The following is a 23,428-nucleotide window of genomic DNA, read 5'->3' on the forward strand; positions in this document are numbered from 1 at the left end:
AAGCATGAAGCGTCTGAAAGACAAGGTCGCGGTCATCACCGGAGCTGCCTCGGGCTTCGGCGAGGGCATGGCGAAGCGCTTCGCGGAAGAAGGCGCCAGGGTCGTCGTCGCCGATCTGAACGTCAAGGGCGCCGAGCGCGTCGCCGGCGAGATCGGCAAGGCCGCGATCTGGACGCAGACCGACGTCTCGCAAAAATCCGAATTCGACGAGATGGTCGACGCGACCATGAAGGCATTCGGCCGCATCGACATCATGGTCAACAACGCCGGCTATACCCACCGCAACGGCGATATGCTCGAGGTCGACGAGGCGACCTTCGACCTGATCGCTGCTGTCAACATGAAGGCGATCTACCACTCTGCCCGCGTTGTCGTTCCGATCATGGAAAAGCAGGGTGGCGGCTCGATCATCACCACCGCCTCGACCGCCGGGCTGCGGCCCCGGCCCGGCCTGACCTGGTACAATGCGTCGAAAGGCTGGGCGATCACCGCGACCAAGTCGATGGCGGTGGAACTGGCGCCGAAGAACATCCGCGTCAATTGCCTCTGTCCCGTCGCGGGCGAGACCGGCATGCTGGCCCAGTTCATGGGCGAGGACACGCCGGAATTTAGGGCCAAATTCCGCGCCTCGATCCCGCTCGGTCGGCTGTCGACGCCGCTCGACATCGCTAATGCGGCTCTCTGGCTCGCCTCCGACGAAGCCGAATTCATTACCGGCGTCGCATTGGAAGTCGACGGCGGCCGCTGCATCTGAGCCAGGCCCATCACCGCATTCCCAGGAAGACACGGCCCGTAGCAGGCGCCTGTGTGGCGCCAGCGCAACACAATGCGCCAGGCGGCTTCTCTCGACCCTCGAAAGGTTACGGTCGCACGTTGACAGCTCCCACCGGAATGGGTCCGCTGCTACCGGCGGTTGTGGCAAGTATTTGAATGAGGGACGTTTGATGCTTGGCCGCGCTTCACTTTGCTTCCTGTTCCTTTCGGGGATTCCAGCAGCCATCGCCGCGGATGTCGAAGTGCAGGAACGTGCGGAAATCTCGATCACGCCTGACTTTGCCGCTACAGGGTACCTTGGCTATCTGAACGGTGAATCCGGCGAATATGTCTATGGCGATGCCGGTCAGAAGGTGAGTCAGCTCAACTGGAAGATCGACAACGCGCTGATCATCGGCGGCGATCTGTCCTACCGTGTGACGGACTGGCTGTCGTTGCGCGCCGGTGGCTGGACGACGCTAGCGTCCGGCAACACCATGGACGACCGCGACTGGCTTCTCGGCTATAACGGCTTCGACAGTTGGACCCATTGGTCCCATCACCCGAACACCGACCTGTCGAAGGCATTCCAGATCGACATTTCCGCCGCCGCCAGATTCGCCGAGTACAACAATCTGCAGTTCAGCGCGCTGTTGGGCTACCGGTTCAAGAACATGAAGTGGGATGCCGTCGACGGCACATTTATCTATTCCAGCGAGGACGACAACGGCAACATCGTCGGCTTCCGTGACCAGACCGAAACCTTCCACGGACCGGTGATCGGCTACGAGCAGTGGTGGCACACGCCCTATATCGGGCTTGGCGTCACCTATGAAGCGCCGCGGTTCCGCCTGACCGGAGAAATCATTGGCAGCCCCTTCGTCATGTCGCGCGACAGGGACCACCATTACCTGCGCAATCTCATCTTCACCGAATCGTTCGACACGACCGGGATGATCGGTGTGTCCATCTCGGCGGAACGCGATCTGGGTGCGGCCTGGACGTTCTTCGGCAGGGCCGACTATCAGAACTACTTCGAGGCCAAGGGCGACACGCGCACATACAACACGTCAACCGGCGAAGTCTCAGAAACCCGCAATTCGGCCGGCCTCGACCATTATTCGTTCGCGGTGATGGTCGGCGTGGGCCGGAAGTTCTGAGGTCCAGGCGGTCCGTGGGCAGGATGTAAGGCTGGGCTTCTGGCCGACGGCGAGTGCATCCCGGGCGGCCGGCGCTATTTGCATGCGGCGATGATCTGTGGTTGGGATCGGACGTTTCACGACGCCGAAGGAGCGCTCCATGACCGCCAGCGAACGCACCAAAATGGCTGCTGGCGAGTGGTATTGCTGCATCGATCCCGAACTCGAGGCGATGCGCGGTCGTGCCTACGACGCAGTGCACGAGCACAACAATTTGCCGCCCCGGCAGCGTGGCAATCTGGGGCCATCGCTCGCAGCACTGTTTGCATCGGTCGGCGAGGGCGTGCGCATCGAGGCGCAGTTCCACTGCGCCTACGCCGTCAACATCGAACTCGGCGACAGGGTTTTCATGAACGTCGGTTGCGTCATCCTCGATACCGCAAAGGTGCGCATCGGCCGCTCCACCTTGCTTGGCCCGCACGTCCAGATTTATTGCGCCGAACATCACAAGGACCCGGAATTGCGCGCCGCCGGCCTGGAAATTGCCAGGCCGGTGACCATCGGCGAGAGGGTGTGGATCGGCGGCGGCGCCATCATCCTTCCGGGCGTCGCCATCGGCGATGCAGCGATTGTCGGCGCCGGAGCGTCGTGACCAGGGATGTGCCGCCCGGCGTCACCGTCGTCGGCAGCCCGGCACGGCCGGTGCCGCGAGCCGGAGCCGCGCGAGCCTAAATCCGGTCCCTCAGGGCATACCAGTTGAGCGCCAGGAACAGCAGCGGCGCCCGGAAGCGCGTGCCGCCGGGGAAGGCTGGAATTTTCAGTTCCTCGAACAGTTTCAGCCTGTCGCGGTTGCCTGCAACCGTCTCGGCGTAGAGCTTGCCGACGAAGTTGGACAGCATCACGCCGTGGCCCGAATAGCCGCCGGCCGAAATCACGTTCGGCATGACCTCGCGCACGAACGGCTTGCGCGGCATGGTGATGCCGACATAGCCGCCCCAGCCATGGGTGATGCGGATGTCCTTCAGCTCGGGATAGATCTCGCTGAACTGGCGGCGGATATGGATGTGGATGTCGTTGGGGTCCTTGACCCCGTAGATCTCGCGACCGCCGAACAGCAGCTCGCCGGTTTTCACCCGCCGGAAGTAGCGCACGACAAAGCGCGAATCCGACACGGATTCGCCGCCGGGCAGCACCGGGCTGTCGTCGCCGAGCGGCACGGTGGCGCCGATGAACGAGCCGATCGGCATGATGTGGGAAGCGGTTTCCTGTTCGAGATCGCCGGCATAGGCGTCGATCGCCAGCAGGCATTTCTGCGCCGTGATCGTGCCGGTCGCCGTCGTCACGGTCACCTTGCCGCCATTGGTGGCAATGCCCGTTGCCTTCGTCCTTTCGAAAAGCCGCGCCCCGGCCTCAGCCGCCACCCGCGCCGTGCCGACGACCAGCTTCAGCGGGTGGATGTGGCCCGTGCCGGTGTCGCGGACGCCTCCGTAATAATGCGTGGAGCCCATGCGCTCGGCGGTTTCGGCGGCGTCCATGTAGGTGATGTGCGGATAGTTGAAGCGCGTCCGCATCGCCTCGGCATGTTCGAGATATTCCGGCAGGTCGCGCTTGCGGTGCGAGACGTTGAGGTGGCCGGGGCGAAAATCGATATCGATGCCGTTCACGCTGGCGAATTCGAGCAGGTGCGCCTTGGCCTCCTCGGCAAGATCGAACAGCGCCTTGGCGCGCTCGAACCCGTATTCGGCCTCCAGTTCTTCCGCCCCGGCGCGCTGGCCGGTACCGAGCTGCCCGCCATTGCGGCCCGACGCCCCGTCGCCGAAGCGGTGCGCCTCGATCAGCACGACGTTTGTGCCCGCCTTGGCGAGGTGCACGGCCGCCGACAGGCCGGTGAACCCGCCGCCAACGATGACGACGTCGGTGCTGACGTCGCCGTCGAGCGGCGCGTATTCAGGCCGCTCGCCGACGGTATCCTCGTACCAGGAGTAACCGGGGGAAATGGGGGATTGGTAAGTCATGCGTCTTGGGCGTCAGGTCGGTTTTGGGCGGCAGTTGGCAGTCGGCAGTCGGAGAAAAGAACGGTCATGGGTCTGAATATCCGTGAGAAGTATGTTTTATCTGCATTTTTGATTGTATTTCGACTGCCGACTGCCGACTGCCGACTGCCGACTGCCGACTGCCGACTGCCGACTGCCGACTGCCGACTGCCGACTGCCGACTGCCGACCTTCACACATTCAACAGCAGATACTCCCGCTCCCACGGGCTGATGACCTCCATGAAGGTCTCGAATTCCGCCCGCTTGATCGCCGCGTAGGTCGAGACGAAAACGGCGCCGAGCAGTTCCTTCAGCACCTCGTCCCCCTCGAACAGGTCGACAGCTTCGAGCAGGCCGCGCGGCAAATCGATCTTGTCTTCGTTCACCGTGGTGTCGGCAGGTGCGTCCGGCTTGAGCTTGTGGATCATGCCGGCAAGCCCGCAAGCAAGCGAGGCCGCGAGCGCCAGGTAGGGATTGGCGTCGGAAGAGGGGATGCGGTTCTCGACGCGGCGGCCGCTCGGGTCGGAACGCGGCACGCGGAACGCCGTCGTGCGGTTGTCGTAGCCCCATTTGGTGTTGACCGGAGCCGACGCGGCCTGCGTCAGTCGGCGGTACGAATTCACGTAGGGCGCAAACATCACCAGTGCATTCGGCACATGCTTCTGCATACCGCCGATGAAGTTGAAGAACGCTTCGGTTTCGCTGCCGTCTTCGGCGGCAAAGACGTTGCGGCCGGTCTTCTTGTCGATCACCGACTGGTGGATATGCATGGCCGAACCCGGCTGGCCTTGGATGGGCTTGGCCATGAAGGTCGCGTAGGTCTCGTGCTTGAGCGCCGCTTCGCGAATGGTGCGCTTGAACAGGAACACCTGGTCGGCGAGTTCGACCGGGTCGCCATGGCGCAGGTTGATCTCCAGCTGGCCGGCGCCTTCTTCATGGATCAGCGTGTCGATCTCCAGGCCCTGGGCTTCGGAGAAGTGATAGATGTCGTCGATCAGCTCGTCGAACTCGTTGACGCCGGCGATCGAATAGCCGGCGCCGCCGCCGATCGGCCGGCCCGAACGTCCGACCGGCGGCACCAGCGGATAATCCGGGTCGGGATTCTTGCGCACGAGATAGAACTCGATCTCGGGCGCCACGACCGGCTTCAGGCCGCGCTTCTCATAGGCCGCCACCACGCGGCGCAGGACGTTGCGCGGCGTGAATTCGACGTTGCGGCCGTCCTGGTGGACAAGATCGCAGATCACCTGGGCTGTCGGGTCTTCCTCCCAGGGCACCACCGAGAGCGTCGACAGGTCGGGTACCAGTTTCAGGTCGCCGTCGTCTTCCGGATAGGAAAACCCGTTGCCGTCTTCCGGATAGTCTCCGGAAATCGTCATCATGAATGGCGCCGAAGGCAGTGCCAGCGATGTGTTGGAGGTGAATTTCTTCGACGGCATCATCTTGCCGCGCGCCACGCCGGCCTGGTCCGGGGTGATGCATTCGATGTCTTCGATGCCGCGCCATTCCAGCCAGGCGCTCACCTCTTTCCAGTTTTTGACACCGCGGAGATTTTTCACGAAAGCAGGTAGACGCGCGCGCCCACGGCTCGCGGGTCGGACTTCCTTTTTTCCGGCAGGCATCAATCACCAGGAGGCTATTGCAGACCGCCGAGTATAGCCGTGCCTCGCGGCGGAAGGGAAGGGGGCCGGAGACCGTACCCGGTGGACAGCGTTGCCCGCGGGTGACGAACTAGCTGCGGCCGCGCGCATGCAGCCGGTCGATTGTCGGCTGCAACGTTTCGGTGGTGATCGGCTTGGCCACCACGGCGTCGACGCCCGGATTGGAGGTCAAGGCATCGGTATCTGCTGCCGCCGTCGACAAGAGGATGACGGCCGGCAGGTTTTTCGCGGAAACGCGACGGCGGTCCCGCAACACCGCGAGGATCTGGTCGCAGTCGTCGTTGCCGGCACCGCCGTCCACGATCACCATGCCGGGCCACAGCGAGGACAGGGATTTTATAGCCTGCTCGGGCGTTTCCGACACCGGCTTCAGGCCGGAGCGTTCGACGATCTTGGCTATGACGACACGGTTGACTGGCGACTTTCCTACGACAAGGACCTGGTTCAGGTTTTCAGGGGATGCATGCATTGCGCGATTGAGTCCTGACGGGAACGAACACCGGACCGAGGGTCCCATGCTCACGACAACCTACGGCTAGAGTTTTCAATGTCCGGTTGTGGAGCCTGCCCGATAATGTTGTCATTGCCGAAGATGTCAAGGATCGAAGGTCGAATAAAAGCTAAACTTTTAGCAATGTTGGGCAAAGATGCAGATTCGCTTGCATGCGTTGCGGAAAAACGCGCCCAAGTCGAAAGTAAAAAGCACAACGCGCGCTAAAAAAGCGCGCGTTGAAACCATCGAATATTGCTGGTGTTAGGGATAACCGCTCAACCCTGGGTAACGATTACCGGAATCAGGAGATCGCCCCAATTGCCGTTGCCGCCATGGTGACGCGCCGAACGAACCAGTTCCACCGAGACACCCGCCTCGACGGCTTTCATCACCGCCTGGTTGAGCCTGTGCAGGTCGTTGGCGACGATGCGGATGGCGGCCTGCTGGTCGGCGTTCATCGCAGAGGCCTGTTCCTCCGCCCGTTCCTTGACGCGTGTTCTCGGTGCCATTTTGCTCTCCTCATCCTGTGTTGCGGCGGAACCGGAGGCATCGATGCCTCCGGCGTGACCGTTCTTGGTGCTATTCCGCCGCCGGGCGGAACTGTTCGTGTTCGGTCGATTCGTGCATGGCGGTCGTCGACGACTTGCCGCCGCTGATCGCCATCGACACCGCGTCGAAATAGCCGGTGCCGACCTCGCGCTGGTGCTTGGTTGCGGTGTAGCCGTCGGCCTCGGCCGCGAACTCTGCCTCCTGCAGTTCCGAGTAGGCCGCCATCTGGCGATCCTTGTAGCCACGGGCGAGTTCGAACATGCCGTGGTTCAGCTGGTGGAAACCCGCCAGCGTGATGAACTGGAACTTGTAGCCCATCGCGCCGAGTTCGCGCTGGAACTTGGCGATGGTCGCGTCGTCGAGGTTCTTCTTCCAGTTGAACGACGGCGAGCAGTTGTAGGCGAGCTTCTTGCCCGGATGCGCCTTCTGTACGGCCTCGGCAAACGTGCGCGCCTGCTCGAGGTCCGGCTTGCCGGTCTCCATCCAGATCAGGTCGCAATGCGGCGCATAGGCGATGGCGCGCGCGATGCAGGGTTCCATGCCGTTCTTCACCTGGTAGAAACCTTCGACAGTGCGGCCCGCGTCCCTGTCGACGAAGGGCTGGTCGCGCTCGTCGATGTCCGATGTCAGCAGCTTCGCGGCCTCCGCGTCGGTGCGGGCGATGACCAGCGTCGGCGTGCCCATCACGTCGGCGGCGAGCCGCGCGGCGTTGAGGTTGCGGATGTGCGCCGCCGTCGGGATCAGCACCTTGCCGCCGAGATGGCCGCACTTCTTTTCGGATGCCAGCTGGTCCTCGTAGTGAACGCCGGCCGCGCCCGCCTCGATGAAGGCCTTCATGATCTCGAAGGCATTCAGCGGCCCGCCGAACCCGGCTTCCGCGTCGGCGACGATCGGCGCGAACCAGGTGTCGACCGAGAGACCGTTGCCTTCCGACGTTTCGATCTGGTCCGCGCGCTGCAAGGTCTTGTTGATGCGCTTGGCGAGTTCCGGCGCGGCGTTGGCAGGATAGAGCGACTGGTCGGGATACATCGACGAGGCGGTGTTGGAATCGGCGGCGACCTGCCAGCCGGAGAGGTAGATCGCCTTCAGTCCGGCGCGCACCTGCTGCATGGCCTGGTTGCCGGTCATGGCGCCGAGCGAGTTGACGAAATCTTCCTCGTGAATGAGCTTCCACAGCCGGTTTGCGCCCAGTTCGGCGAGGCTGTGCTTGATCTGGACGGAACCGCGCAGCCGCTTCACGTCGGCGGGCGTATAAGGCCGTTCGATGCCGTCGAAGCGGCCTTCAGGCGCCGAAGGGACGAGGTTGTAAAAATCGGTCATTGCTATGCTCCATCCATCGCAGGGTGTTTCAGTGGCGCGGCTGAAGATCGAGATAGGGCAACCGCTTTCCTGTGACTTCATTTACATTGCACCGCGACAGAGACGAGAGAATACGCCGTGATAGTGCAAAAATAAGAGAAAATCTGTGTTGAGTTTGACCGACGGGAGATGTAAATTTGTCAAGATTGTAAAAGCTCGAACGGCCTTTTTGGCGGTGAAGCTTGTAAAGATCGTGTAAAGGGCGGCAGCGCATGGCTGAGCAGAAAATCTTCGCGGGACCGCGCATCCGCCGCATCCGCAACGCCAAGGGCCTCACCCAGACGGCGATGGCCGAGGGGCTCGGCATCTCTCCCTCCTACCTCAATCTCATCGAGCGCAATCAGCGGCCGCTGACCGTCCAACTGATCCTCAAGCTCGTGTCGGCCTACAAGGTCGAGCCGGAGGAACTGCACGGCGAGGCGGGAGGCTCGATCGCCGCCTTGCGCGAGGTCTTTGCCGATCCCCTGCTCGCCGGCGAATTGCCCGGAGACCAGGAGCTGGTCGAGATCGCCGAGGCGGCGCCCAACGCGGCAGCCGCGGTGGTGAAGCTGTTCCGGGCCTATCGCGAGCAGGCGGAACGGCTCTCGGATCTTTCCGAGATGCTGGCGCGGGACGGGCGCGCCACATCGCTGTCGAGCGCGCGCCTGCCGATCGACGAGGTGCGCGAGACATTCGAGCGGCGGCCCAACTATTTCGCCTCGATAGAGGAGGAGGCCGAAGCCTTCACCACGCTGCTCGATCCTGGCGATGATCTCTCAGGCGCGCTGAAAGCCTGGCTGAAGCGGGAATTCGGCATTGTCGTGAAGGTGCTGCCGGTTGCGACGATGCCCAACTGGCGCCGCCGCTACGACCGCCATTCGCAGCGGCTGTTCATCTCCGAGCGCCTGTCGCCGTTCGACCAGCTGCGCGAAATCGCCATGGAGGCCTGCCTGGTCAGGATGCGGGTCGCGATCCCCGCCGAACTGCAGGCGCTGAAGCTCTCATCCGACGAGGCGCGGCGGCTCGGCCGCTTCGAGCTCGCACGTTACGCGGCACATGCGTTGATGATGCCCTACCAGGCGTTCCAGAGTGCCGCGCAGCGGTCGCGCCATGACATCGACGTGTTGCGTTCGCGTTTCGGCGTTTCCTTCGAACAGGCGGCGAACCGGCTCACCATGCTCAACCGCAGCGGCAGTTCGGGCATTCCGTTCTTCATGCTGGAAGTCGACAATGCCGGTCACCGCTTCCGCAAAGCCGGCGCGCAGGGCTTTCCGCAGGGCCGGTTCGGCGGCGGTTGCCCGAAGCTGCCGGTGCATGCGGCCTTCACGCAGCCCGGGCAGATATTGGTCGAGGCGGTGGAAATGCCGGACGGCGCCGAGTTCCTTTGCATTGCCCGCACGCTCGAGGGCCCGCAAGGTGCCTTCAACGAGCGGCCGCGGCGAACCGCTATCCTGCTCGGCTGCGACATCGGTTTCCGCGACGAGATCGTCTACGGCGCAGGCCTTCCCGGCACGCCGGCAGGCGGCAAGCTCGCGCAGGCCGCTTCCACGCCGGTCGGTCCGGCCTGCAGGGTCTGCGAGCGCGTCGGCTGCCTCGCCCGCGCCGAACCGCCGGTCACCCGCCCGCTCGGCCTGGACGAGATGGCGACGGGATTGAGCGCGTTTGATTTTCAATAGACGCTCTCCGCCTGGTACAGCGCTTCTCCAGCCTGGGTTCCTCGCTCCCGCGAATGTGGGGGAGAGGTGTCGAGCGCAGCGAGACGGAGAGGGGGCGCATCTTCTCAGCCTGCGCGTCGCTGCGCCCACTTTGTCACCATCTGTCAGGATTTTTTATCCACCTCCCTCCAGCCGCCCGCATAATTCTCCCGTCGGCTGCATGGGCGGAAAGGAAAACACGGGCGATGGACTGGAACCTGGCAATCGAGCGTAACCGGGAGGCGCTGAAGCGCATCCTGGCCGCGCTCGTCGCCATGGCGGAACTCGGGGGACAGTTTACTTTCTTTCCGCGGAAAAGCGCGCTGCCTCAAGCTTCGGCTCTGGCGGAAAAAAGTAAACTGCCCCCGGCGTCTACCCTTCCCCGCCATATCCACACAGCCGTGCTCCGCCTGCTGCGTCCCGCCGAAGCCGCCACTCGCCGGCTCATCATCGTTGCGGCGCGTAGTGTTATCGTCCCGCCCCCTCCACCACGCTCCGCGTGGTCCCCCTCCCCCGTGAACGGGGGAGGATCCAGGTCGCGCCAGCTTCGCCACCTCGGATCCTCCTCTGTCCTGAGCTTGTCGAAGGGACGGGGGAGGGGGACCGCCGAAGGCGATGGAGTGGGCATCGCGCAACGTACCCCTGGCCGCCCGCTCGCCCTGCCGCTGTTCGACCGGCTGCCGCGCTGGGAAAGCCGCCCCCGGCGTCCCGTCCCCACCAGCGTGCCGCGCATCTCGGTGCCCGGCTACACTACGCCGTCTCCCATCATACCCCGCCGCCTGCCATCGCCCGACGATCCGGTCGACGCCACCCGCCTTGGCCAGAGGCTCGCCACACTGGCATCTGCCCTCGACGACCTGCCGCGCCAGGCAAACCGCTTCGCCCGCTGGCGCGCGCGCCGCGATGCGATCATCGCACAGGACAGAAACGGCGCCCCCGCCGAGCAAACCGGACAACCGCGCCGCAGCAAGCCGCACCGCATCTGGCCGCTGCGTCCCGGCCGGCCGCCCGGCCAGCACCCGAGGCGGGGCCGGAAAAAATCCACGCACGAGATCCACGAAATCCTGAAAGACCTGCACGGCCTCGCCTTCGACGTCCTGGAGGAGCGCCGCGACACATCCTGATTGTGACCGGATGGCGATTATGAAGTTGAGCCAGACCTCGCCTGATGCCTTGCCGGGCAGTGGGCGTGGCAATGGAGATGCTTGTGTTCTTGAATCCCCCTCTCCGGTTTGCTGCGCAAACCACCTCTCCCGGGGGCGAGGAACCCAGGCTGGAAAAGCGCCGACATCGCGGCAGTGGTTCCTCGCCCCTGCGAAGCGGGGGAGAGGTGGATCGGCGAAGCCGAGACGGAGAGGGGGCGCTTGAAGGAAGCAGGTGCAGACGGAGAAATGCCGCGACGTTCACCCATTCCCCATGGGCCGTTCGCCCGAAAACAGCGGCGCGTGCGCGTTGATCAGCGCCGCCATCCGCTCGATGACGGTGCGCACTTCCGGGCGGTGGCGGTCGTCATTGTGCATGACGATCCACTGCCGGTGCCTGAGCTCGGCGATTTCCTCGCCGGCGCGCTCCAGCAGCGGGTCGCGGTCGCCGGCAAAGCAGGGCACGACGCCCTTGCCGGTGCCCGAGCGGATCAGGTCGTAGAGGGTGCGCGGCGCGTTCGCCCATGCCGCGATCGCGAACCCGGCCTGGGCGGTCGTCCAGCGGGTCGATGCCGTCGATGCATCCCCGGGCGCGATCGCCACCCAGTTTTCCGCCGATTGCGGTGTGTGGTTGCGGGCGCGGAACGGCGCATAGGCCGCGTCGGTGATCGGTCGGGCGGCGAGGTTGGCGCCGTCGGGCGGCTGGTTCCGCACGCCGATCTCGACTTCCCGATGGGCGATGTCGAGGCGCGCCTCGGCGGTCTTGAAGGCGATCCTGAATTGGTCGTCGGGGCTCCAGATGCGGCCAAAGTTCTCCGACAGGAAATTGGCGATCCAGGTGCCGGCCGAAATCCGCACCACCGGCCGGTTTCCGTTGGCCGAAAGCCAGTCTTCGATCGGCCGCGCGCCGGCCTCCATCGCAAGCGCCTTGGCCAGCAGCAATCGGCCGTCATCCGTCAGTTCGTAGCCTGTCTGCCGCCGCACGAAGAGCGGCCTGGCGACCACCTTTTCGAGCGCCAGCATGCGGCGCCCGATCGTTGCCGGGCTGGAGCCAAGCTCGGCAGCAGCGGCGGAAAGCCCGCCACCGCGCGCCACGCGCACAAAAATCCGCAGGTCATCCCAGTTCAGGTTTTTCATAATTGAAAAACATATCGCATCCATGGCCGCAGAAACAGGAAAAATCTTCGGCTACGTTTCATTATCGAATGATAGCACCGAAGGAATTACAAATGGACCAGATGCTGATTTGGGCTTTGCTGCACGATGAAATGGCCCGGATGAACCGCAAGCGTCAAAATCCGTCACTGGACCAGCCATTCTGGGGCGCGGAATGGAGCGTGCTGAGGACGATGTGGGCTGGACTGGAACGGCGGCGGCCACGCGACCAGGATTCGTTCAATCCGTGAGGTCGATCACCACGTTGCCGATAACTTGTCCGGCTTCGACCATCTCATGCGCGGCGGCGATCTCCCGCAGCGCAAACCGTGCGCCGATCGTATGCTCCAGGCTATGCGATTCCAGCATGGCGTCGAGACCGGCGATCGCCTTGGCGCGGTCGTCGTCGCTCAGTTCGTAGACAAGGAAGAACTGCAGCGTGAGGCTTTTGAAAAGCAGGTCGCCGAACGGCACGATGTTGTCGCCGGGCATGTTCGAGCCGTAGCAGACATACCTGCCGTGCGGGGCAAGGATGCCGCCGGGAAGCAGCCGCACGGTCGTCGAAAAATCCATGTCGATGATCGCGTCGGCGCCCTTTCCACCCGTCAGTTCCAGCACGCGGGCCGCGACGTCCTCATTCTTGTAGTCGATGACGTCGCTCGCGTCGGCGCTTTTCGCATGGACGGTCTTTTCCGCCGACGCGGTTCCGATCACGCGCGCGCCGCGCGCCTTGGCGATCTGCGTCACATAGTGGCCGACCGCCGAAGCCGCGCCTGTCACCAGAAGCGTTTTGCCCGTCATCGGTCCGGCCAGGTTCACCCCCTGCATCGCGGTGAGGCCGGGAATGCCGAAGCAGGCGCCGGCCGCGAAGTCCACGCTATCCGCAAGGGGCACGGCCTGCTTCGCGGGCAGGGCGACATATTCGGCGGCGGTGCCGAAGGCGCGTTTCCATTGGCCGTTCCACAGCCATACCCGTTCGCCGACGCGGCTTTCCGGAACGCCTTGGCCGACCGCTTCGATGATCCCCGCGCCATCGCTGTGCGGCACCACCTTCGGGCCGGCGAGCGGACGGCCGCGCCGGCTCTTCACGTCGGACGGATTGACGCCGGAGACGTGCACCCGCACCAGCACTTCGCCCGGTCCGGCCTGTGGTTTCGGTAGCTCGCCGACGATCAGCACATCGCGCGCCGTTCCGTTCTTCTCGTACCAGGCAGCTTTCATGATGATCTCTCCGGCGGGCAACGGTGCCTCGGATTATCTACCACGCAACGTCTGCCCGTCACGCAAATTTGGTCCGGACCGGAGAATCGATAACGGCGGTGCCGAGTAAACGCCGGTGCCACAATGGGAAGCAGGCGCTGGACCACGCCAGCCGGCATGGAGTTGGATAGGGCGAAGACATCGTGCCGTGGCACCTCTTTCCGACCGGCGGCTCTCGTATGGGCAAACCGACCACTGCCGCAACCGCGGTCATCAATGCCGGTTCCGCCGTATCTCAGCGCGATGAACGCATCGGCTTTCTGCTGGTCTTCCTTTCGGCGCTGTTCTGGAGCTTCGGCGGCGCCATAGCGCGCTTCATCGATGCCGACGACAGCTGGACGGTCGTTTTCTGGCGATCGATCTGGGCGGCCGCGTTCCTGCTTGGCTTCATGCTGTGGCGAGACGGGCTGCGCGGCACCTTGAACCTCTTCCGCGGCATGGGATTGCCCGGCCTCGCGGTCGCGCTGTGCTTTGCCACGGCCTCGACCTCTTTCGTCGTGGCGCTTGCCTACACGACCGTCGCCAACATCCTGCTGATGCAGGCCGGCGTTCCCTTGATCGCGGCGCTGATCGCCTGGCTGTTGTTTCGCGAAACCGTCGCGCTGCCGACCTGGGCGGCAATCGCCGCCGTCATCGCCGGCGTGGCGATCATGGTGTCGGAATCCTTCACCGGCGATGTCTCGCCGGTCGGCGACGGGTTGGCGTTGCTGATCGCGATCGCATTCTCGATCGCCACGGTCATCACGAGGCGTTTCGCCCATGTCCGGATGACGCCGGCAACCTGCCTCGGCACGGTATTTGCAGCACTCTTCGCGGCCTCGCAGACGGAGACCTTTGCCACCTCGCAGCGCGACATGGCCTTTCTGTTTGCCTTCGGCGCCGTCAACCTTGGCCTTGGCCTTGCCTGTTTCGCTTCGGGGGCACGGCTTATCCCGGCGGCCTTTGCGGCACTGCTCGGCACGCTCGAAACCGTGCTCGGCCCGGTCTGGGTATGGCTCATCCATTCCGAGGTGCCGTCGGCCCGCACGGTTTTGGGTGGTAGCGTCGTCTTCGTGGCTTTGCTCATCCATATCGGCCTCGAGTTCAAGCGCCAGTCGAGACCGGCAAAGCCGGGTGTAACGGGCATGCCGTCGCCCAATTGAGCTGCCGTCAGACGATGCCGTGCTGCTTTAGCAGCGCCTGCTCATCGCCCGATACCCAACCGAAGACCTTCGCTTCGCCGTCCAGTTTCTGGACCAGGTAGTGAACATCGAAATCGATGGATGTGTCCGGTTGATCCTTGCGGGCATAGGTCGCGGTCCAGGAGACATGGGCCACGCAATGGTGCTCGTCTATCGGCGAGAGACGGATATGGCGAATCCGCATCCCTTTGGTCCCGATCGCGCGATAATGTGCGTATCCCGCTGCCATGACCTGCTTTAGCTGGTCGTCGTTCCTCCCGGTCATGACCCCGGCAGGCGAGGCCGCGATAAAATCCGAGGCATACAGCGACGCGACCTCATCCATATCCGAATCCCCGTCGAGCGACCGTCTGAAAAAGCTCTCGTATCGCTCGAATAGCTCCCTTACAGCTGTCTCCATCGGTCGTTTCTCCTGATTTGGCGTCTCAGATCAGCATGGCGGCTGCGGATGCAGCGGACAACGGGCAGTTGCGGCTGGCAACTCCGCTCTCATGCACTTCCAACGATGTCGCCCCAAGTCGGTTTCAACGGCGACGATGTCGAAGACTCATCGCCCGCCCCACGGCTTCTTCCGGCGGCCGCCAATTTGGCGCTTGTCGCACCGCAAAAACGCCAATAGGCTTGGAAAAAAGACTGGCTGGACGCCTCGGGGAACAGGCCAGATCAGGGGTATTCCAAATGAGGAGAAAATCATGATCCGTACCTTGCTCCGGCTGTCCGTTGCGCCGGTGTTCTTCCTGTCGTTGTCGGTCGGTGCCGACGCGCAGGAGCGTGTCGTCAACGTCTATAACTGGTCGGATTACATCGACGATTCCATCATCGCCGATTTCACCAAGGAGACCGGCATCAAGGTCGTCTACGACGTGTTCGATTCCAACGAGATCCTTGAAACCAAGCTGCTCGCCGGCGGCAGCGGCTACGACATCGTCGTGCCCACCAGCAACTTCCTGGTCCGCCAGATCGAGGCAGGCGTCTACCAGAAGCTCGACAAGTCGAAACTGCCAAACATCTCCAATATGTGGGACGTGGTTACCTCGCGCGTCGTCAAATACGATCCGGGCAACGAGTATTCGATCAACTACATGTGGGGCACGGTCGGCATCGGCTACAACCAGAAGAAAGTGAAGGAAGCCCTCGGCATCGACAAGATCGACAGCTGGGATGTCTTCTACAAGCCGGAAAACCTGGCCAAACTCGCCGGCTGCGGCGTCTACGTCCTGGATTCTCCAACCGACCTGATCCCCACCACGCTGAAATACCTCGGCCTCGATCCCGAGAGCAAATCCGCCGAGGATTTCGCCAAGGTCGAGGAAACGCTGATGGCGATCCGTCCGTCGATCCGCAAGTTCCACTCGTCCGAATACATCAACGCGCTGGCCAATGGCGACATCTGCCTGGCTGTCGGCTGGTCGGGTGACGTATTCCAGGCGCGCGATCGCGCCGCCGAGGCCGATCAGGGCGTCGTCATCGATTACGTGGTGCCGAAGGAAGGCGCCGAGATGTGGTTCGACCAGATGGCGATCCCGGCCGATGCCAAGCACGTCGCCGAGGCGCACGAGTTCCTGAACTACATGATGAAGCCGGAAGTCGCGGCGAAGGCGACCAACTACGTCTACTTCGCCAACGGCAACAAGGCATCGCAGGAGTTCATCGAAAAGGAAATCATGGACAATCCGTCCATCTATCCGGATGAGGCCACGTTGCAGAAGCTCTTCACCGTCTCTCCCTACGATCCCAAGACACAGCGCCTGGTGACCCGGATGTGGACCAAGATCGTTACCGGGCAATAGTTGCGCATCGAAACCCCGGCTGGCTTCATCCGGGGTTTCATTTTTCCAAGGCTGGGGTCAAAGGGCAACCACGGAGACTGACATGAAATCGCTTGGCAGCATCCGCAGGGATTTTGCACCCTGGAACGACCCCGACGCCAAGCCCTACATCGCCTTCGAGAACGTCACCAAGCGCTTCGGCGACTTCACCGCCGTCAACAATCTCTCGCTTAGCATCTACGAGCGCGAGTTTTTCGCGCTGCTCGGTGCGTCCGGCTGCGGCAAGTCCACGCTGCTTCGGATGCTGGCCGGCTTCGAGGAGCCGACCGCGGGCCGCATCCTGCTCGACGGACAGGATCTGCGCGGCATTCCGCCCTACCGGCGCCCGGTCAACATGATGTTCCAGTCCTATGCGCTGTTCCCGCACATGACGGTCGAAGCCAACATCGCCTTCGGCCTCAAGCAGGACGGCATGCCGAAACCCGAGGTCGATGCCCGCGTCGCTGAAATGCTGAAGCTGGTCAAGCTCGAGCAGTTCACCAAGCGCAAGCCGCACCAGCTTTCCGGCGGCCAGCGCCAGCGCGTCGCGCTCGCACGCTCCGTCGCCAAGCGGCCGAAGGTGCTGCTGCTCGACGAGCCGCTCGGCGCGCTCGACAAGAAGCTGCGCGAGGAAACCCAGTTCGAACTGATGGACCTGCAGCAGTCGCTCGGCCTCACCTTCGTGGTCGTCACTCACGACCAGGAGGAAGCGATGACCATGGCCGACCGCATCGCCATCCTCGACAGGGGCGAGGTGATGCAGGTCGCGACACCTGCCGAGGTCTACGAGGCGCCCGCCTCGCGTTTCGTCGCCGGTTTCGTCGGCAACGTGAACATGTTCGAGGGAACCGTGGCGGCGCGCGAGGCGAACACCGCCCGCATCACCGGCGCCAGCGGGGCCGAGATCGTCGTCGAAAACGCCGGCGAGGCGGCGGCCGGCAATGCCGTCGCTTTCGCCATCCGTCCGGAGAAGATCAAGGTGTCGTCGCGAAAGCCCGAGGGTGCTGCGAATGCGATGGAGGGCGAGGTGTTCGACCTTGCCTATCTCGGCGACATGACGGTCTACCACGTGAAGCTCACCGACGGGCAGGTGGTAAAGGCGAGCGCGTTGAACAGCGCCCGGGTGACCGAAGATCCGCTGACCTGGAACGACCGCGCCTGGATATCCTTCCGGCCGGATGCAGGCGTCGTGTTGACGCGCTAGGGGCGAGTGATGGCGGAAACCGCAGTCTCTTCCCCGTCCGCTGTCGCGGCTGCCCAGCCCGCTTCGGCATCAGGCTCGTTGCTGAATGCGATCACCAGCCGGCTGGTGATCATGGTGCCTTATCTCTGGCTGCTGTTCTTTTTCCTCATCCCCTTCATCATCGTCTTCAAGATATCGCTGTCGCAAACGGCGATCGCCATGCCGCCCTATGTGCCGGTGTTGGGTGTCGGCGAGGGAATTTCCGGGTTCCTGGCCCAGTTGCGGGAACTCGGCATCGACAACTACGTCTGGCTGACCGAGGATCCCCTCTATTTCAACGCCTATGTTTCGAGCGTTGTCATTGCCGCGATCTCGACCTTCCTCGCCTTGCTGGTCGGCTTTCCTGTCGCCTACGGCATGGCACGGGCGCCGGCATCGATCAGACCGACGCTGCTGATGCTGGTTATCCTGCCGTTCTGGACGTCGTTCCTGATCCGCGTCTATGCCTGGATCGGCATTCTCAAGCCCGAAGGCCTGCTCAACCAGGTTCTTCTGGCAACCGGCATCATCGACCAGCCGCTGGTGATCATGAACACCCATGCCGCGATCTTCATCGGCATCGTGTACTCTTATCTGCCTTTCATGATCCTGCCGCTCTATTCGACCCTCGAGAAGATGGACTTCTCGCTGATCGAGGCCGCACAGGACCTCGGCTGCACGCCGACAGGGGCCTTCTGGAAGGTGACGTTCCCGCTTGCGTTGCCAGGCGTCGTCGCCGGCTGCATGCTGGTGTTCATTCCGGCCGTCGGCGAGTTCGTCATTCCCGACCTGCTTGGCGGCTCGCAGACGCTGATGATCGGCAAGACCTTGTGGAATGAGTTCTTCGCCAACCGCGACTGGCCTGTCTCCTCGGCGGTGGCGGTCATCCTGCTTCTGCTGCTCGTCGTGCCGATCATGATCTTCCAGAGCGCGCAGGCCCGTGCGCAGGAGCAGGGCCGATGAACGCCACCTGGAGCCGCTTCAACATCACCTCGATCGTGCTGGGCTTTGCCTTCCTCTACCTGCCGATCGTGCTTCTGGTGATCTTCTCGTTCAACGAGTCCAAGCTGGTCACCGTCTGGGGTGGCTTCTCGACCAGATGGTATGGCGAACTGTTCCGCAATCAGGGCCTGATGGACGCCGCCTGGGTCACGATTCGGGTCGGGCTTATCTCGGCGACTGTCGCGACGGTGCTCGGCACGCTGGCCGCGCTTGCGCTTACCCGCTACACGCGGTTCCGGGGCAGGGTGCTGTTCTCCGGCATGGTGTTCGCGCCCTTGGTCATGCCGGAGGTCATCACCGGCCTGTCGCTCCTGCTGCTGTTTGTCGCCATCGGCCTCGACCGCGGCTTCCTGACGGTCATCCTGGCGCACATCACGTTCTCCATGTGCTTCGTCGCCGTGGTGGTGCAGTCGCGCCTGATGACCTTCGACCGCTCGCTGGAAGAAGCGGCGATGGATCTCGGCGCGCCGCCGGTGAAGACCTTCTTCCAGATCACCCTGCCGGTGATCATGCCGGCCGTGGTGTCGGGCTGGATGCTGGCCTTCACCCTGTCGATCGACGATCTCGTCATATCGAGCTTCACCTCCGGCCCGGGCGCCACCACGCTGCCGATGAAGATCTACAGCCAGGTCCGGCTCGGCGTGACGCCGGAGATCAATGCCGCCTGCACGCTGATGATCGCGGTGGTGGCACTTGGCGTGATTGCCGCCTCGCTGGTCAACAAGCGGCGTGAAGTGCAGCGCCTGCGTGACGAACAGGCAGCCCAGCGCGGCTAAAGCAATTCCAGCAAAAGTGTGCAGCGGTTTTGCGTCCGGAATTGCGCCAAAAAGGGAGACTGGAGCAGCTCCGTTGATTCGAAGAAAACGGAACTGCTCTAGTCGGGCACGCTGGCCGGCGGCGGTGCGACCTGCGGTGGCGCGACCTGCGGGATCGGCGATATGAACGGGACGCTCCACGAGCCGCCGACGAAGAATGTCGCTTCGGCCGGCGTGGTCGTCCTATCCACCCCGGCCGGAAAGACCTTGCCGGAAAGCGCCAGTCCGCTGCCGACATAGGGCATCAGCCCGGATAGCCAGATATCTCTGCCCTCCGATTTTGCTTCGGCCTTCTCGATCCTTATGACGCCGTTGGCGATGCCGGCTTTCAATTCGGCGGCGGTGATGGGGAAGGTGCCATTGGCAACCTCTTTCAGCGCGAAGAAACCGCCCTGTGACGCCCGCTTGAGAAAGGCGGGGAGATCGAGGCCCTTCAACTCGCCTGGTCCGAAACTGGCAGAGATCGATCCGTCGGCGTTTTCGAGCATCGTTTCCCAGGACTGGGCGGGTCCCTTGAGCATCACCGAAATCGTGCCTCGGCCGGTAGGCATCAGGTCGGTCATCCCGGTTGCCGCGCCGAAAATCGCTCCATCGATGTCGGTTGCGTGCATCCTCAATTCGGCAACGTCGACGTCGCCAGTGCGATCGAGCCGCATGCCCGCCTGCAAGGTGCCGCCCAATGCCGTGGCGTCCGACAGGTCGAAAACCACCAGCCCGTTTTTCACCTGTGCGGTGGCGGCAACATCCGTCATGTCGAGGGAGCCCGCCGAAGCGCGCGCCGCCGACAGGCGCAAATCCAACACGACCTTGTCCACGAACTTGGTGTCGACTTGGTCCGGGTCGCCATTGGCGTCGGAGGTGAGCGGCGTAAAGGTCGACAGGAACGACCTGAGGTCGAGCGTTTCAAACGCCATGGTTCCGGTGATGCTCGGTACCGCGCCGGTGAGCGAAACGTCGAGCACGCCCGTGCCGGGATTCCCATCCAGCGTCAGTTCCGTGTCTTCGAATTTCGCACGCTGCGCGTTGCCTGTCAGATGGCTGGAGATCGCGATGGAGCCGATGACCGCCTTCGGCGCCATCTCGCTCTTCGACCACTCGAGCAGGCGGCGCAGCGACGGTGAATTGAAGGTGACCTTGCCGTCCAGGAACGAATCCGCCGAGGTGTTGACCGTGCCCTCGAAGGTTGCCGACGTCGGGTTGGATTTGAGCGCGAAGTTTACCGGAGCCGCCCCGCCGGCGAACAGAACCAGCGGGTTCGGAGACGAAAGGTCGATGGAAACGCTCTCGCCTCGCCATATGCCTGTCGCCGAGAGCTTGCCGGCGCGGTTGACGCTGCTCCAGTCGACGTTGCCGGAGAGGCTGGTGACGATCTCGACGTCTTCGCCATTGCGCGCGATCACGATGCGCCCGTCGCTGAACTCGACTTCGCCGAACGGGTCAGACGGCAGTGCGCCCAGATCCGGGCTAGCCGGGTTTGCGGCAACCACGGTGCGGGCCGCGTCGACCGAACGTGCAATCCGCCCGCCCCCCGGGGAAACAGGAAGATAGAACGGTCCCGTCGGCACGACGCGCAAGGTCGGCCGGATCAGGCGCACATCGGAGAATACGACATTGCCGATGAGTGCCGCCAGTGCCGAAAGCTCGATCTCGACACGCTCGGCCTCGACGACCGGCCGCCGGCTGACGTCGCGCCAATCCGACAATGTCACGTTGTTGAGCGTCGCGTGAAAGGAAGGAAAGACGTCGATCACCGGCGCGGCGCCGAGTTCCACGCGGTAACCGCTCCAGGCGCTCATCTCGAGCGCGATTCGGTCACGCACGATCTGGGTTGACGCAATCAGCGGGAAAAAAGCAACGGCGAGGGCGATGGCTACAATAGCCGCGCCCAAGGCCCATATGCCTTTTTTGACCATCGGTGATGGCATGTCGCCTCGTTGTTCTCGAAGGTCTCGCGCTCCGCTCGCGATACCGCCGAGCTCTCGACTGTCGGGTTTAACCGACCACGGCCGCATTTCAACCCTTAACACGTCCGTGAATGGTTTTTCCACGCGGGCCCGACGACGCTTTTGGACCATACCTTGTTTTGCCGCGATGCAATATGCATAAGCGGTTTCCTGGATGGAGGAAGAGAATGAGCGAAGCCAGCGCCCTTTGGACACCGACCGCCGAACAGATTGCGGATGCGCCGGTGACGGCATTCATGGCGGCCGCGTCCAAAAAGGCCGGACAGGACTTTTCGACCTATGCTGAACTTCATGCCTGGTCCGTTGGCTCGCGCGAAGCATTCTGGGAACTCGTCTGGGATTTCTGCGGTGTTGTCGGCGACCGTGGTGAGCGCACCCTTGTCGATGGCGACAGGATGCCGGGCGCTTCCTTCTTTCCGGATGCGCGGATCAGTTTCGCGGAAAACCTGCTGAGAAAGATCGGAGGCGGCGACGCCCTGGTTTTTCGTGGCGAGGACAAGGTCGAGCGCCGCATGTCGTGGAACGAACTCCACGCGCTGGTGTCGCGCCTGCAGCAGCTTTTCCGTTCGCTCGGCGTCAAGACCGGTGACCGGATCGCGGCGATGATGCCCAACATGCCGGAAACGGTGGCGGCAATGCTCGCGGCGACGTCGCTCGGCGCCATCTGGTCCTCCTGCTCCCCCGACTTCGGCGAGCAGGGTGTGCTCGACCGCTTCGGCCAGATCGAGCCGGTCGTCTTCATCGCGCCTGATGGTTATTGGTACAACGGCAAGGCGATCGAGGTGGCCGGCAAGGTCGCCGCCGTGGTGGGCAAGCTGCCGAGCGTCAGGAAGACGTTGATCGTCGATTATCTGGGGATGTCCGGCGACATCGCCGACACGATCGACGGCGCTGCGTCGCTGGAAGCGGCAATCGAGCCGTTCGCGGCAAAACCGGTGACTTTCGAGCGGCTGCCTTTTGCGCATCCGCTCTACATCCTGTTCTCGTCGGGCACCACCGGCATCCCCAAATGCATCGTCCATTCGGCCGGCGGCACCTTGATCCAGCACGTCAAGGAACAGCGCCTGAATTGCGGCATCCAGGATGGCGACCGGGTCTTCTACTTCACCACCTGCGGCTGGATGATGTGGAACTGGCTGGTTTCAGGCCTCGCCTCGGGAGCCACGCTGTTGCTCTACGACGGCTCGCCCTTCTATCCCGACGGCAATACGATCTTCGATTTCGCCGATGCCGAGAAGATGACCTATTTCGGCACCTCGGCGAAGTTCATCGATGCGGTGCGCAAGGCCGGGCTGAGGCCGATCGACACGCATGATCTTTCCAGCGTGCGTACGCTGTCCTCCACCGGTTCGCCGCTGTCGCCCGAAGGCTTCGACTATGTCTACGAAGCGATCAAGAAGGACGCGCATCTCGCCTCGATCTCCGGCGGCACCGATATCGCGGCCTGCTTCGTGCTTGGCGTACCGATCCAGCCGGTGTGGAGCGGCGAGATCCAGGTACCGGGGCTCGGCATGGCCGTCGATGTCTGGGACGACGACGGCCACCCGGTGCGCGGGGAGAAGGGCGAACTCGTCTGCACGCGCGCCTTCCCGTCGATGCCGGTGATGTTCTGGAACGATCCGTCCGGCGAAAAATACCACGCCGCCTATTTCGACCGCTTCGACAATATCTGGTGCCATGGCGATTTCGCCGAATGGACGGAGCACGGCGGCATGATCATCTATGGCCGCTCCGACGCTACGCTCAATCCGGGCGGCGTTCGCATCGGCACCGCCGAAATCTACAACCAGGTCGAGCAGTTGCCGGAGGTCGCCGAGGCGATCTGCATCGGCCAGGACTGGGATCGCGACGTCCGGGTCGTGCTGTTCGTCCGCCTGGCGGCGGGCGCCACGCTGGACGAAGACTTGACGAACAGGATCAAGGCCAAGATCCGCAACGGTGCCACGCCGCGCCATGTGCCGGCCAAGATCGTCGCGGTCACCGATATTCCCCGCACCAAGTCCGGCAAGATCACCGAACTTGCGGTGCGCGACGTCGTCCATGGCCGTGCGGTGAAGAACAAGGAGGCGCTGGCCAATCCCGAGGCGCTCGAGCTTTTCCGCGACCTGAAGGAACTTCAGGATTAGCATACGCAAGCGACAGGACATGCTTAACGAAAGATGACCGTAAAATTTACCGAGAATTCACGGGTGATACACTTCGGTAAATTTCCGCGCGA

The 23,428-nt window shown here is 63.2% G+C and carries 20 protein-coding genes and 1 pseudogene; 12 read left to right on the plus strand and 9 right to left on the minus strand.

Annotated elements, in window-relative coordinates:
* The first annotated feature begins 4 nt into the window (after window positions 1-4).
* From OHD58_RS20005 to OHD58_RS20015, 3 genes and pseudogenes are all read left to right on the plus strand, one after another.
* A complete protein-coding gene (locus OHD58_RS20005) occupies window positions 5-754 on the plus strand; it encodes an SDR family oxidoreductase (protein WP_263805132.1) in 750 nt (249 codons plus the stop codon).
* Window positions 755-944: 190 nt separating this feature from the next.
* The gene (locus OHD58_RS20010; protein WP_263805133.1) at window positions 945-1,913 is read left to right on the plus strand and encodes an omptin family outer membrane protease; all 969 of its coding nucleotides are present in this window, start codon (window positions 945-947) and stop codon (window positions 1,911-1,913) included.
* A gap of 139 nt (window positions 1,914-2,052) precedes the next feature.
* A pseudogene (locus OHD58_RS20015) lies at window positions 2,053-2,624 on the plus strand (sugar O-acetyltransferase).
* Here OHD58_RS20015 and OHD58_RS20020 read toward each other — a convergent pair.
* The 5 genes from OHD58_RS20020 to aceA all read right to left on the minus strand — a co-directional run bounded on the left by OHD58_RS20020 (window position 2,621) and on the right by aceA (window position 7,949).
* Window positions 2,621-3,907, minus strand: a complete 1,287-nt coding sequence (locus OHD58_RS20020; RefSeq protein ID WP_263805135.1) for an NAD(P)/FAD-dependent oxidoreductase — start codon at window positions 3,905-3,907, stop codon at window positions 2,621-2,623. The pseudogene OHD58_RS20015 and the gene OHD58_RS20020 sit on opposite strands and share 4 nt — an antisense overlap.
* Before the next feature lie 210 nt (window positions 3,908-4,117).
* A complete protein-coding gene (locus OHD58_RS20025) occupies window positions 4,118-5,548 on the minus strand; it encodes a glutamine synthetase family protein (RefSeq protein ID WP_263805137.1) in 1,431 nt (476 codons plus the stop codon).
* Between the two features lie 109 nt (window positions 5,549-5,657).
* Entirely contained in the window at window positions 5,658-6,056 is a 399-nt protein-coding gene (locus OHD58_RS20030) for a response regulator (protein ID WP_263805138.1), read from the minus strand.
* 299 nt (window positions 6,057-6,355) lie between these two features.
* Window positions 6,356-6,589 (minus strand): hypothetical protein, encoded by a 234-nt coding sequence (locus OHD58_RS20035; protein ID WP_263805139.1) that lies wholly within the window; start codon window positions 6,587-6,589, stop codon window positions 6,356-6,358.
* A 70-nt stretch (window positions 6,590-6,659) separates the two neighbouring features.
* Window positions 6,660-7,949 carry an isocitrate lyase gene (aceA, locus tag OHD58_RS20040; protein WP_263805140.1) on the minus strand — a complete coding sequence of 430 codons (1,290 nt, stop codon included), beginning with the start codon at window positions 7,947-7,949 and terminating at the stop codon, window positions 6,660-6,662.
* Window positions 7,950-8,200: 251 nt separating this feature from the next.
* On the opposite strand from aceA, the gene OHD58_RS20045 reads away from it, so the two are divergent.
* Window positions 8,201-9,643 carry a helix-turn-helix domain-containing protein gene (locus tag OHD58_RS20045; RefSeq protein WP_263805141.1) on the plus strand — a complete coding sequence of 481 codons (1,443 nt, stop codon included), beginning with the start codon at window positions 8,201-8,203 and terminating at the stop codon, window positions 9,641-9,643.
* A gap of 224 nt (window positions 9,644-9,867) precedes the next feature.
* Window positions 9,868-10,785, plus strand: a complete 918-nt coding sequence (locus OHD58_RS20050; RefSeq protein ID WP_263805143.1) for a hypothetical protein — start codon at window positions 9,868-9,870, stop codon at window positions 10,783-10,785.
* Window positions 10,786-11,064: 279 nt separating this feature from the next.
* Here the strand turns inward: OHD58_RS20050 and OHD58_RS20055 are convergent, their stop codons facing one another.
* Window positions 11,065-11,940, minus strand: a complete 876-nt coding sequence (locus OHD58_RS20055; RefSeq protein ID WP_263805144.1) for a LysR family transcriptional regulator — start codon at window positions 11,938-11,940, stop codon at window positions 11,065-11,067.
* Between the two features lie 92 nt (window positions 11,941-12,032).
* Here OHD58_RS20055 and OHD58_RS20060 point away from each other — a divergent pair, with 92 nt between their 5' ends.
* On the plus strand, window positions 12,033-12,209 hold the full coding sequence (locus tag OHD58_RS20060; RefSeq protein WP_263805145.1) for a hypothetical protein: 177 nt from the start codon (window positions 12,033-12,035) through the stop codon (window positions 12,207-12,209).
* Here OHD58_RS20060 and OHD58_RS20065 read toward each other — a convergent pair.
* A complete protein-coding gene (locus OHD58_RS20065; RefSeq protein ID WP_263805146.1) occupies window positions 12,199-13,179 on the minus strand; it encodes an NADPH:quinone reductase in 981 nt (326 codons plus the stop codon). The genes OHD58_RS20060 and OHD58_RS20065 overlap by 11 nt on opposite strands.
* A 218-nt stretch (window positions 13,180-13,397) precedes the next feature.
* Here OHD58_RS20065 and OHD58_RS20070 point away from each other — a divergent pair, with 218 nt between their 5' ends.
* Window positions 13,398-14,360: a DMT family transporter gene (locus OHD58_RS20070; protein ID WP_263805147.1), complete on the plus strand. Its 963-nt coding sequence runs from the start codon at window positions 13,398-13,400 to the stop codon at window positions 14,358-14,360.
* 7 nt (window positions 14,361-14,367) lie between these two features.
* On the opposite strand, the gene OHD58_RS20075 is transcribed toward OHD58_RS20070, so the two are convergent.
* The gene (locus tag OHD58_RS20075) at window positions 14,368-14,799 is read right to left on the minus strand and encodes a nuclear transport factor 2 family protein (protein ID WP_263805148.1); all 432 of its coding nucleotides are present in this window, start codon (window positions 14,797-14,799) and stop codon (window positions 14,368-14,370) included.
* Between the two features lie 292 nt (window positions 14,800-15,091).
* Between OHD58_RS20075 and OHD58_RS20080 the strand changes: the two genes are divergently transcribed.
* From OHD58_RS20080 to OHD58_RS20095, 4 genes are all read left to right on the plus strand, one after another.
* Window positions 15,092-16,189 (plus strand): polyamine ABC transporter substrate-binding protein, encoded by a 1,098-nt coding sequence (locus OHD58_RS20080; protein WP_412177255.1) that lies wholly within the window; start codon window positions 15,092-15,094, stop codon window positions 16,187-16,189.
* 82 nt (window positions 16,190-16,271) lie between these two features.
* Window positions 16,272-17,411, plus strand: a complete 1,140-nt coding sequence (locus OHD58_RS20085) for an ABC transporter ATP-binding protein (RefSeq protein WP_263805150.1) — start codon at window positions 16,272-16,274, stop codon at window positions 17,409-17,411.
* A 111-nt stretch (window positions 17,412-17,522) separates the two neighbouring features.
* Complete coding sequence (locus OHD58_RS20090; protein WP_412177259.1) at window positions 17,523-18,392, plus strand: ABC transporter permease subunit; 870 nt, start codon at window positions 17,523-17,525, stop codon at window positions 18,390-18,392.
* Window positions 18,389-19,207: an ABC transporter permease gene (locus tag OHD58_RS20095; protein ID WP_263805152.1), complete on the plus strand. Its 819-nt coding sequence runs from the start codon at window positions 18,389-18,391 to the stop codon at window positions 19,205-19,207. The genes OHD58_RS20090 and OHD58_RS20095 overlap by 4 nt, the downstream gene beginning before the upstream one ends.
* A 98-nt stretch (window positions 19,208-19,305) precedes the next feature.
* Here OHD58_RS20095 and OHD58_RS20100 read toward each other — a convergent pair whose 3' ends face one another.
* Window positions 19,306-21,171 (minus strand): AsmA family protein, encoded by a 1,866-nt coding sequence (locus OHD58_RS20100; RefSeq protein WP_263805154.1) that lies wholly within the window; start codon window positions 21,169-21,171, stop codon window positions 19,306-19,308.
* Between the two features lie 206 nt (window positions 21,172-21,377).
* On the opposite strand from OHD58_RS20100, the gene OHD58_RS20105 reads away from it, so the two are divergent.
* Complete coding sequence (locus tag OHD58_RS20105; RefSeq protein ID WP_263805155.1) at window positions 21,378-23,336, plus strand: acetoacetate--CoA ligase; 1,959 nt, start codon at window positions 21,378-21,380, stop codon at window positions 23,334-23,336.
* The last annotated feature ends 92 nt before the right edge of the window (window positions 23,337-23,428 follow it).

Source organism: Mesorhizobium sp. ZC-5, assembly GCF_025753855.1.
GTDB lineage: Bacteria > Pseudomonadota > Alphaproteobacteria > Rhizobiales > Rhizobiaceae > Neomesorhizobium.

Bases quoted from the DNA above. Each gene is read 5' to 3' on its own strand.
- OHD58_RS20005 (WP_263805132.1), top strand. From the start codon at position 5: ATGAAGCGTCTGAAAGACAAGGTCGCGGTCATCACCGGAGCTGCCTCG.
- OHD58_RS20010 (WP_263805133.1), top strand. From the start codon at position 945: ATGCTTGGCCGCGCTTCACTTTGCTTCCTGTTCCTTTCGGGGATTCCA.
- OHD58_RS20020 (WP_263805135.1), bottom strand. From the start codon at position 3,907: ATGACTTACCAATCCCCCATTTCCCCCGGTTACTCCTGGTACGAGGAT.
- OHD58_RS20025 (WP_263805137.1), bottom strand. From the start codon at position 5,548: ATGCCTGCCGGAAAAAAGGAAGTCCGACCCGCGAGCCGTGGGCGCGCG.
- OHD58_RS20030 (WP_263805138.1), bottom strand. From the start codon at position 6,056: ATGCATGCATCCCCTGAAAACCTGAACCAGGTCCTTGTCGTAGGAAAG.
- OHD58_RS20035 (WP_263805139.1), bottom strand. From the start codon at position 6,589: ATGGCACCGAGAACACGCGTCAAGGAACGGGCGGAGGAACAGGCCTCT.
- aceA (WP_263805140.1), bottom strand. From the start codon at position 7,949: ATGACCGATTTTTACAACCTCGTCCCTTCGGCGCCTGAAGGCCGCTTC.
- OHD58_RS20045 (WP_263805141.1), top strand. From the start codon at position 8,201: ATGGCTGAGCAGAAAATCTTCGCGGGACCGCGCATCCGCCGCATCCGC.
- OHD58_RS20050 (WP_263805143.1), top strand. From the start codon at position 9,868: ATGGACTGGAACCTGGCAATCGAGCGTAACCGGGAGGCGCTGAAGCGC.
- OHD58_RS20055 (WP_263805144.1), bottom strand. From the start codon at position 11,940: ATGAAAAACCTGAACTGGGATGACCTGCGGATTTTTGTGCGCGTGGCG.
- OHD58_RS20060 (WP_263805145.1), top strand. From the start codon at position 12,033: ATGGACCAGATGCTGATTTGGGCTTTGCTGCACGATGAAATGGCCCGG.
- OHD58_RS20065 (WP_263805146.1), bottom strand. From the start codon at position 13,179: ATGAAAGCTGCCTGGTACGAGAAGAACGGAACGGCGCGCGATGTGCTG.
- OHD58_RS20070 (WP_263805147.1), top strand. From the start codon at position 13,398: ATGGGCAAACCGACCACTGCCGCAACCGCGGTCATCAATGCCGGTTCC.
- OHD58_RS20075 (WP_263805148.1), bottom strand. From the start codon at position 14,799: ATGGAGACAGCTGTAAGGGAGCTATTCGAGCGATACGAGAGCTTTTTC.
- OHD58_RS20080 (WP_412177255.1), top strand. From the start codon at position 15,092: ATGATCCGTACCTTGCTCCGGCTGTCCGTTGCGCCGGTGTTCTTCCTG.
- OHD58_RS20085 (WP_263805150.1), top strand. From the start codon at position 16,272: ATGAAATCGCTTGGCAGCATCCGCAGGGATTTTGCACCCTGGAACGAC.
- OHD58_RS20090 (WP_412177259.1), top strand. From the start codon at position 17,523: ATGGTGCCTTATCTCTGGCTGCTGTTCTTTTTCCTCATCCCCTTCATC.
- OHD58_RS20095 (WP_263805152.1), top strand. From the start codon at position 18,389: ATGAACGCCACCTGGAGCCGCTTCAACATCACCTCGATCGTGCTGGGC.
- OHD58_RS20100 (WP_263805154.1), bottom strand. From the start codon at position 21,171: ATGCCATCACCGATGGTCAAAAAAGGCATATGGGCCTTGGGCGCGGCT.
- OHD58_RS20105 (WP_263805155.1), top strand. From the start codon at position 21,378: ATGAGCGAAGCCAGCGCCCTTTGGACACCGACCGCCGAACAGATTGCG.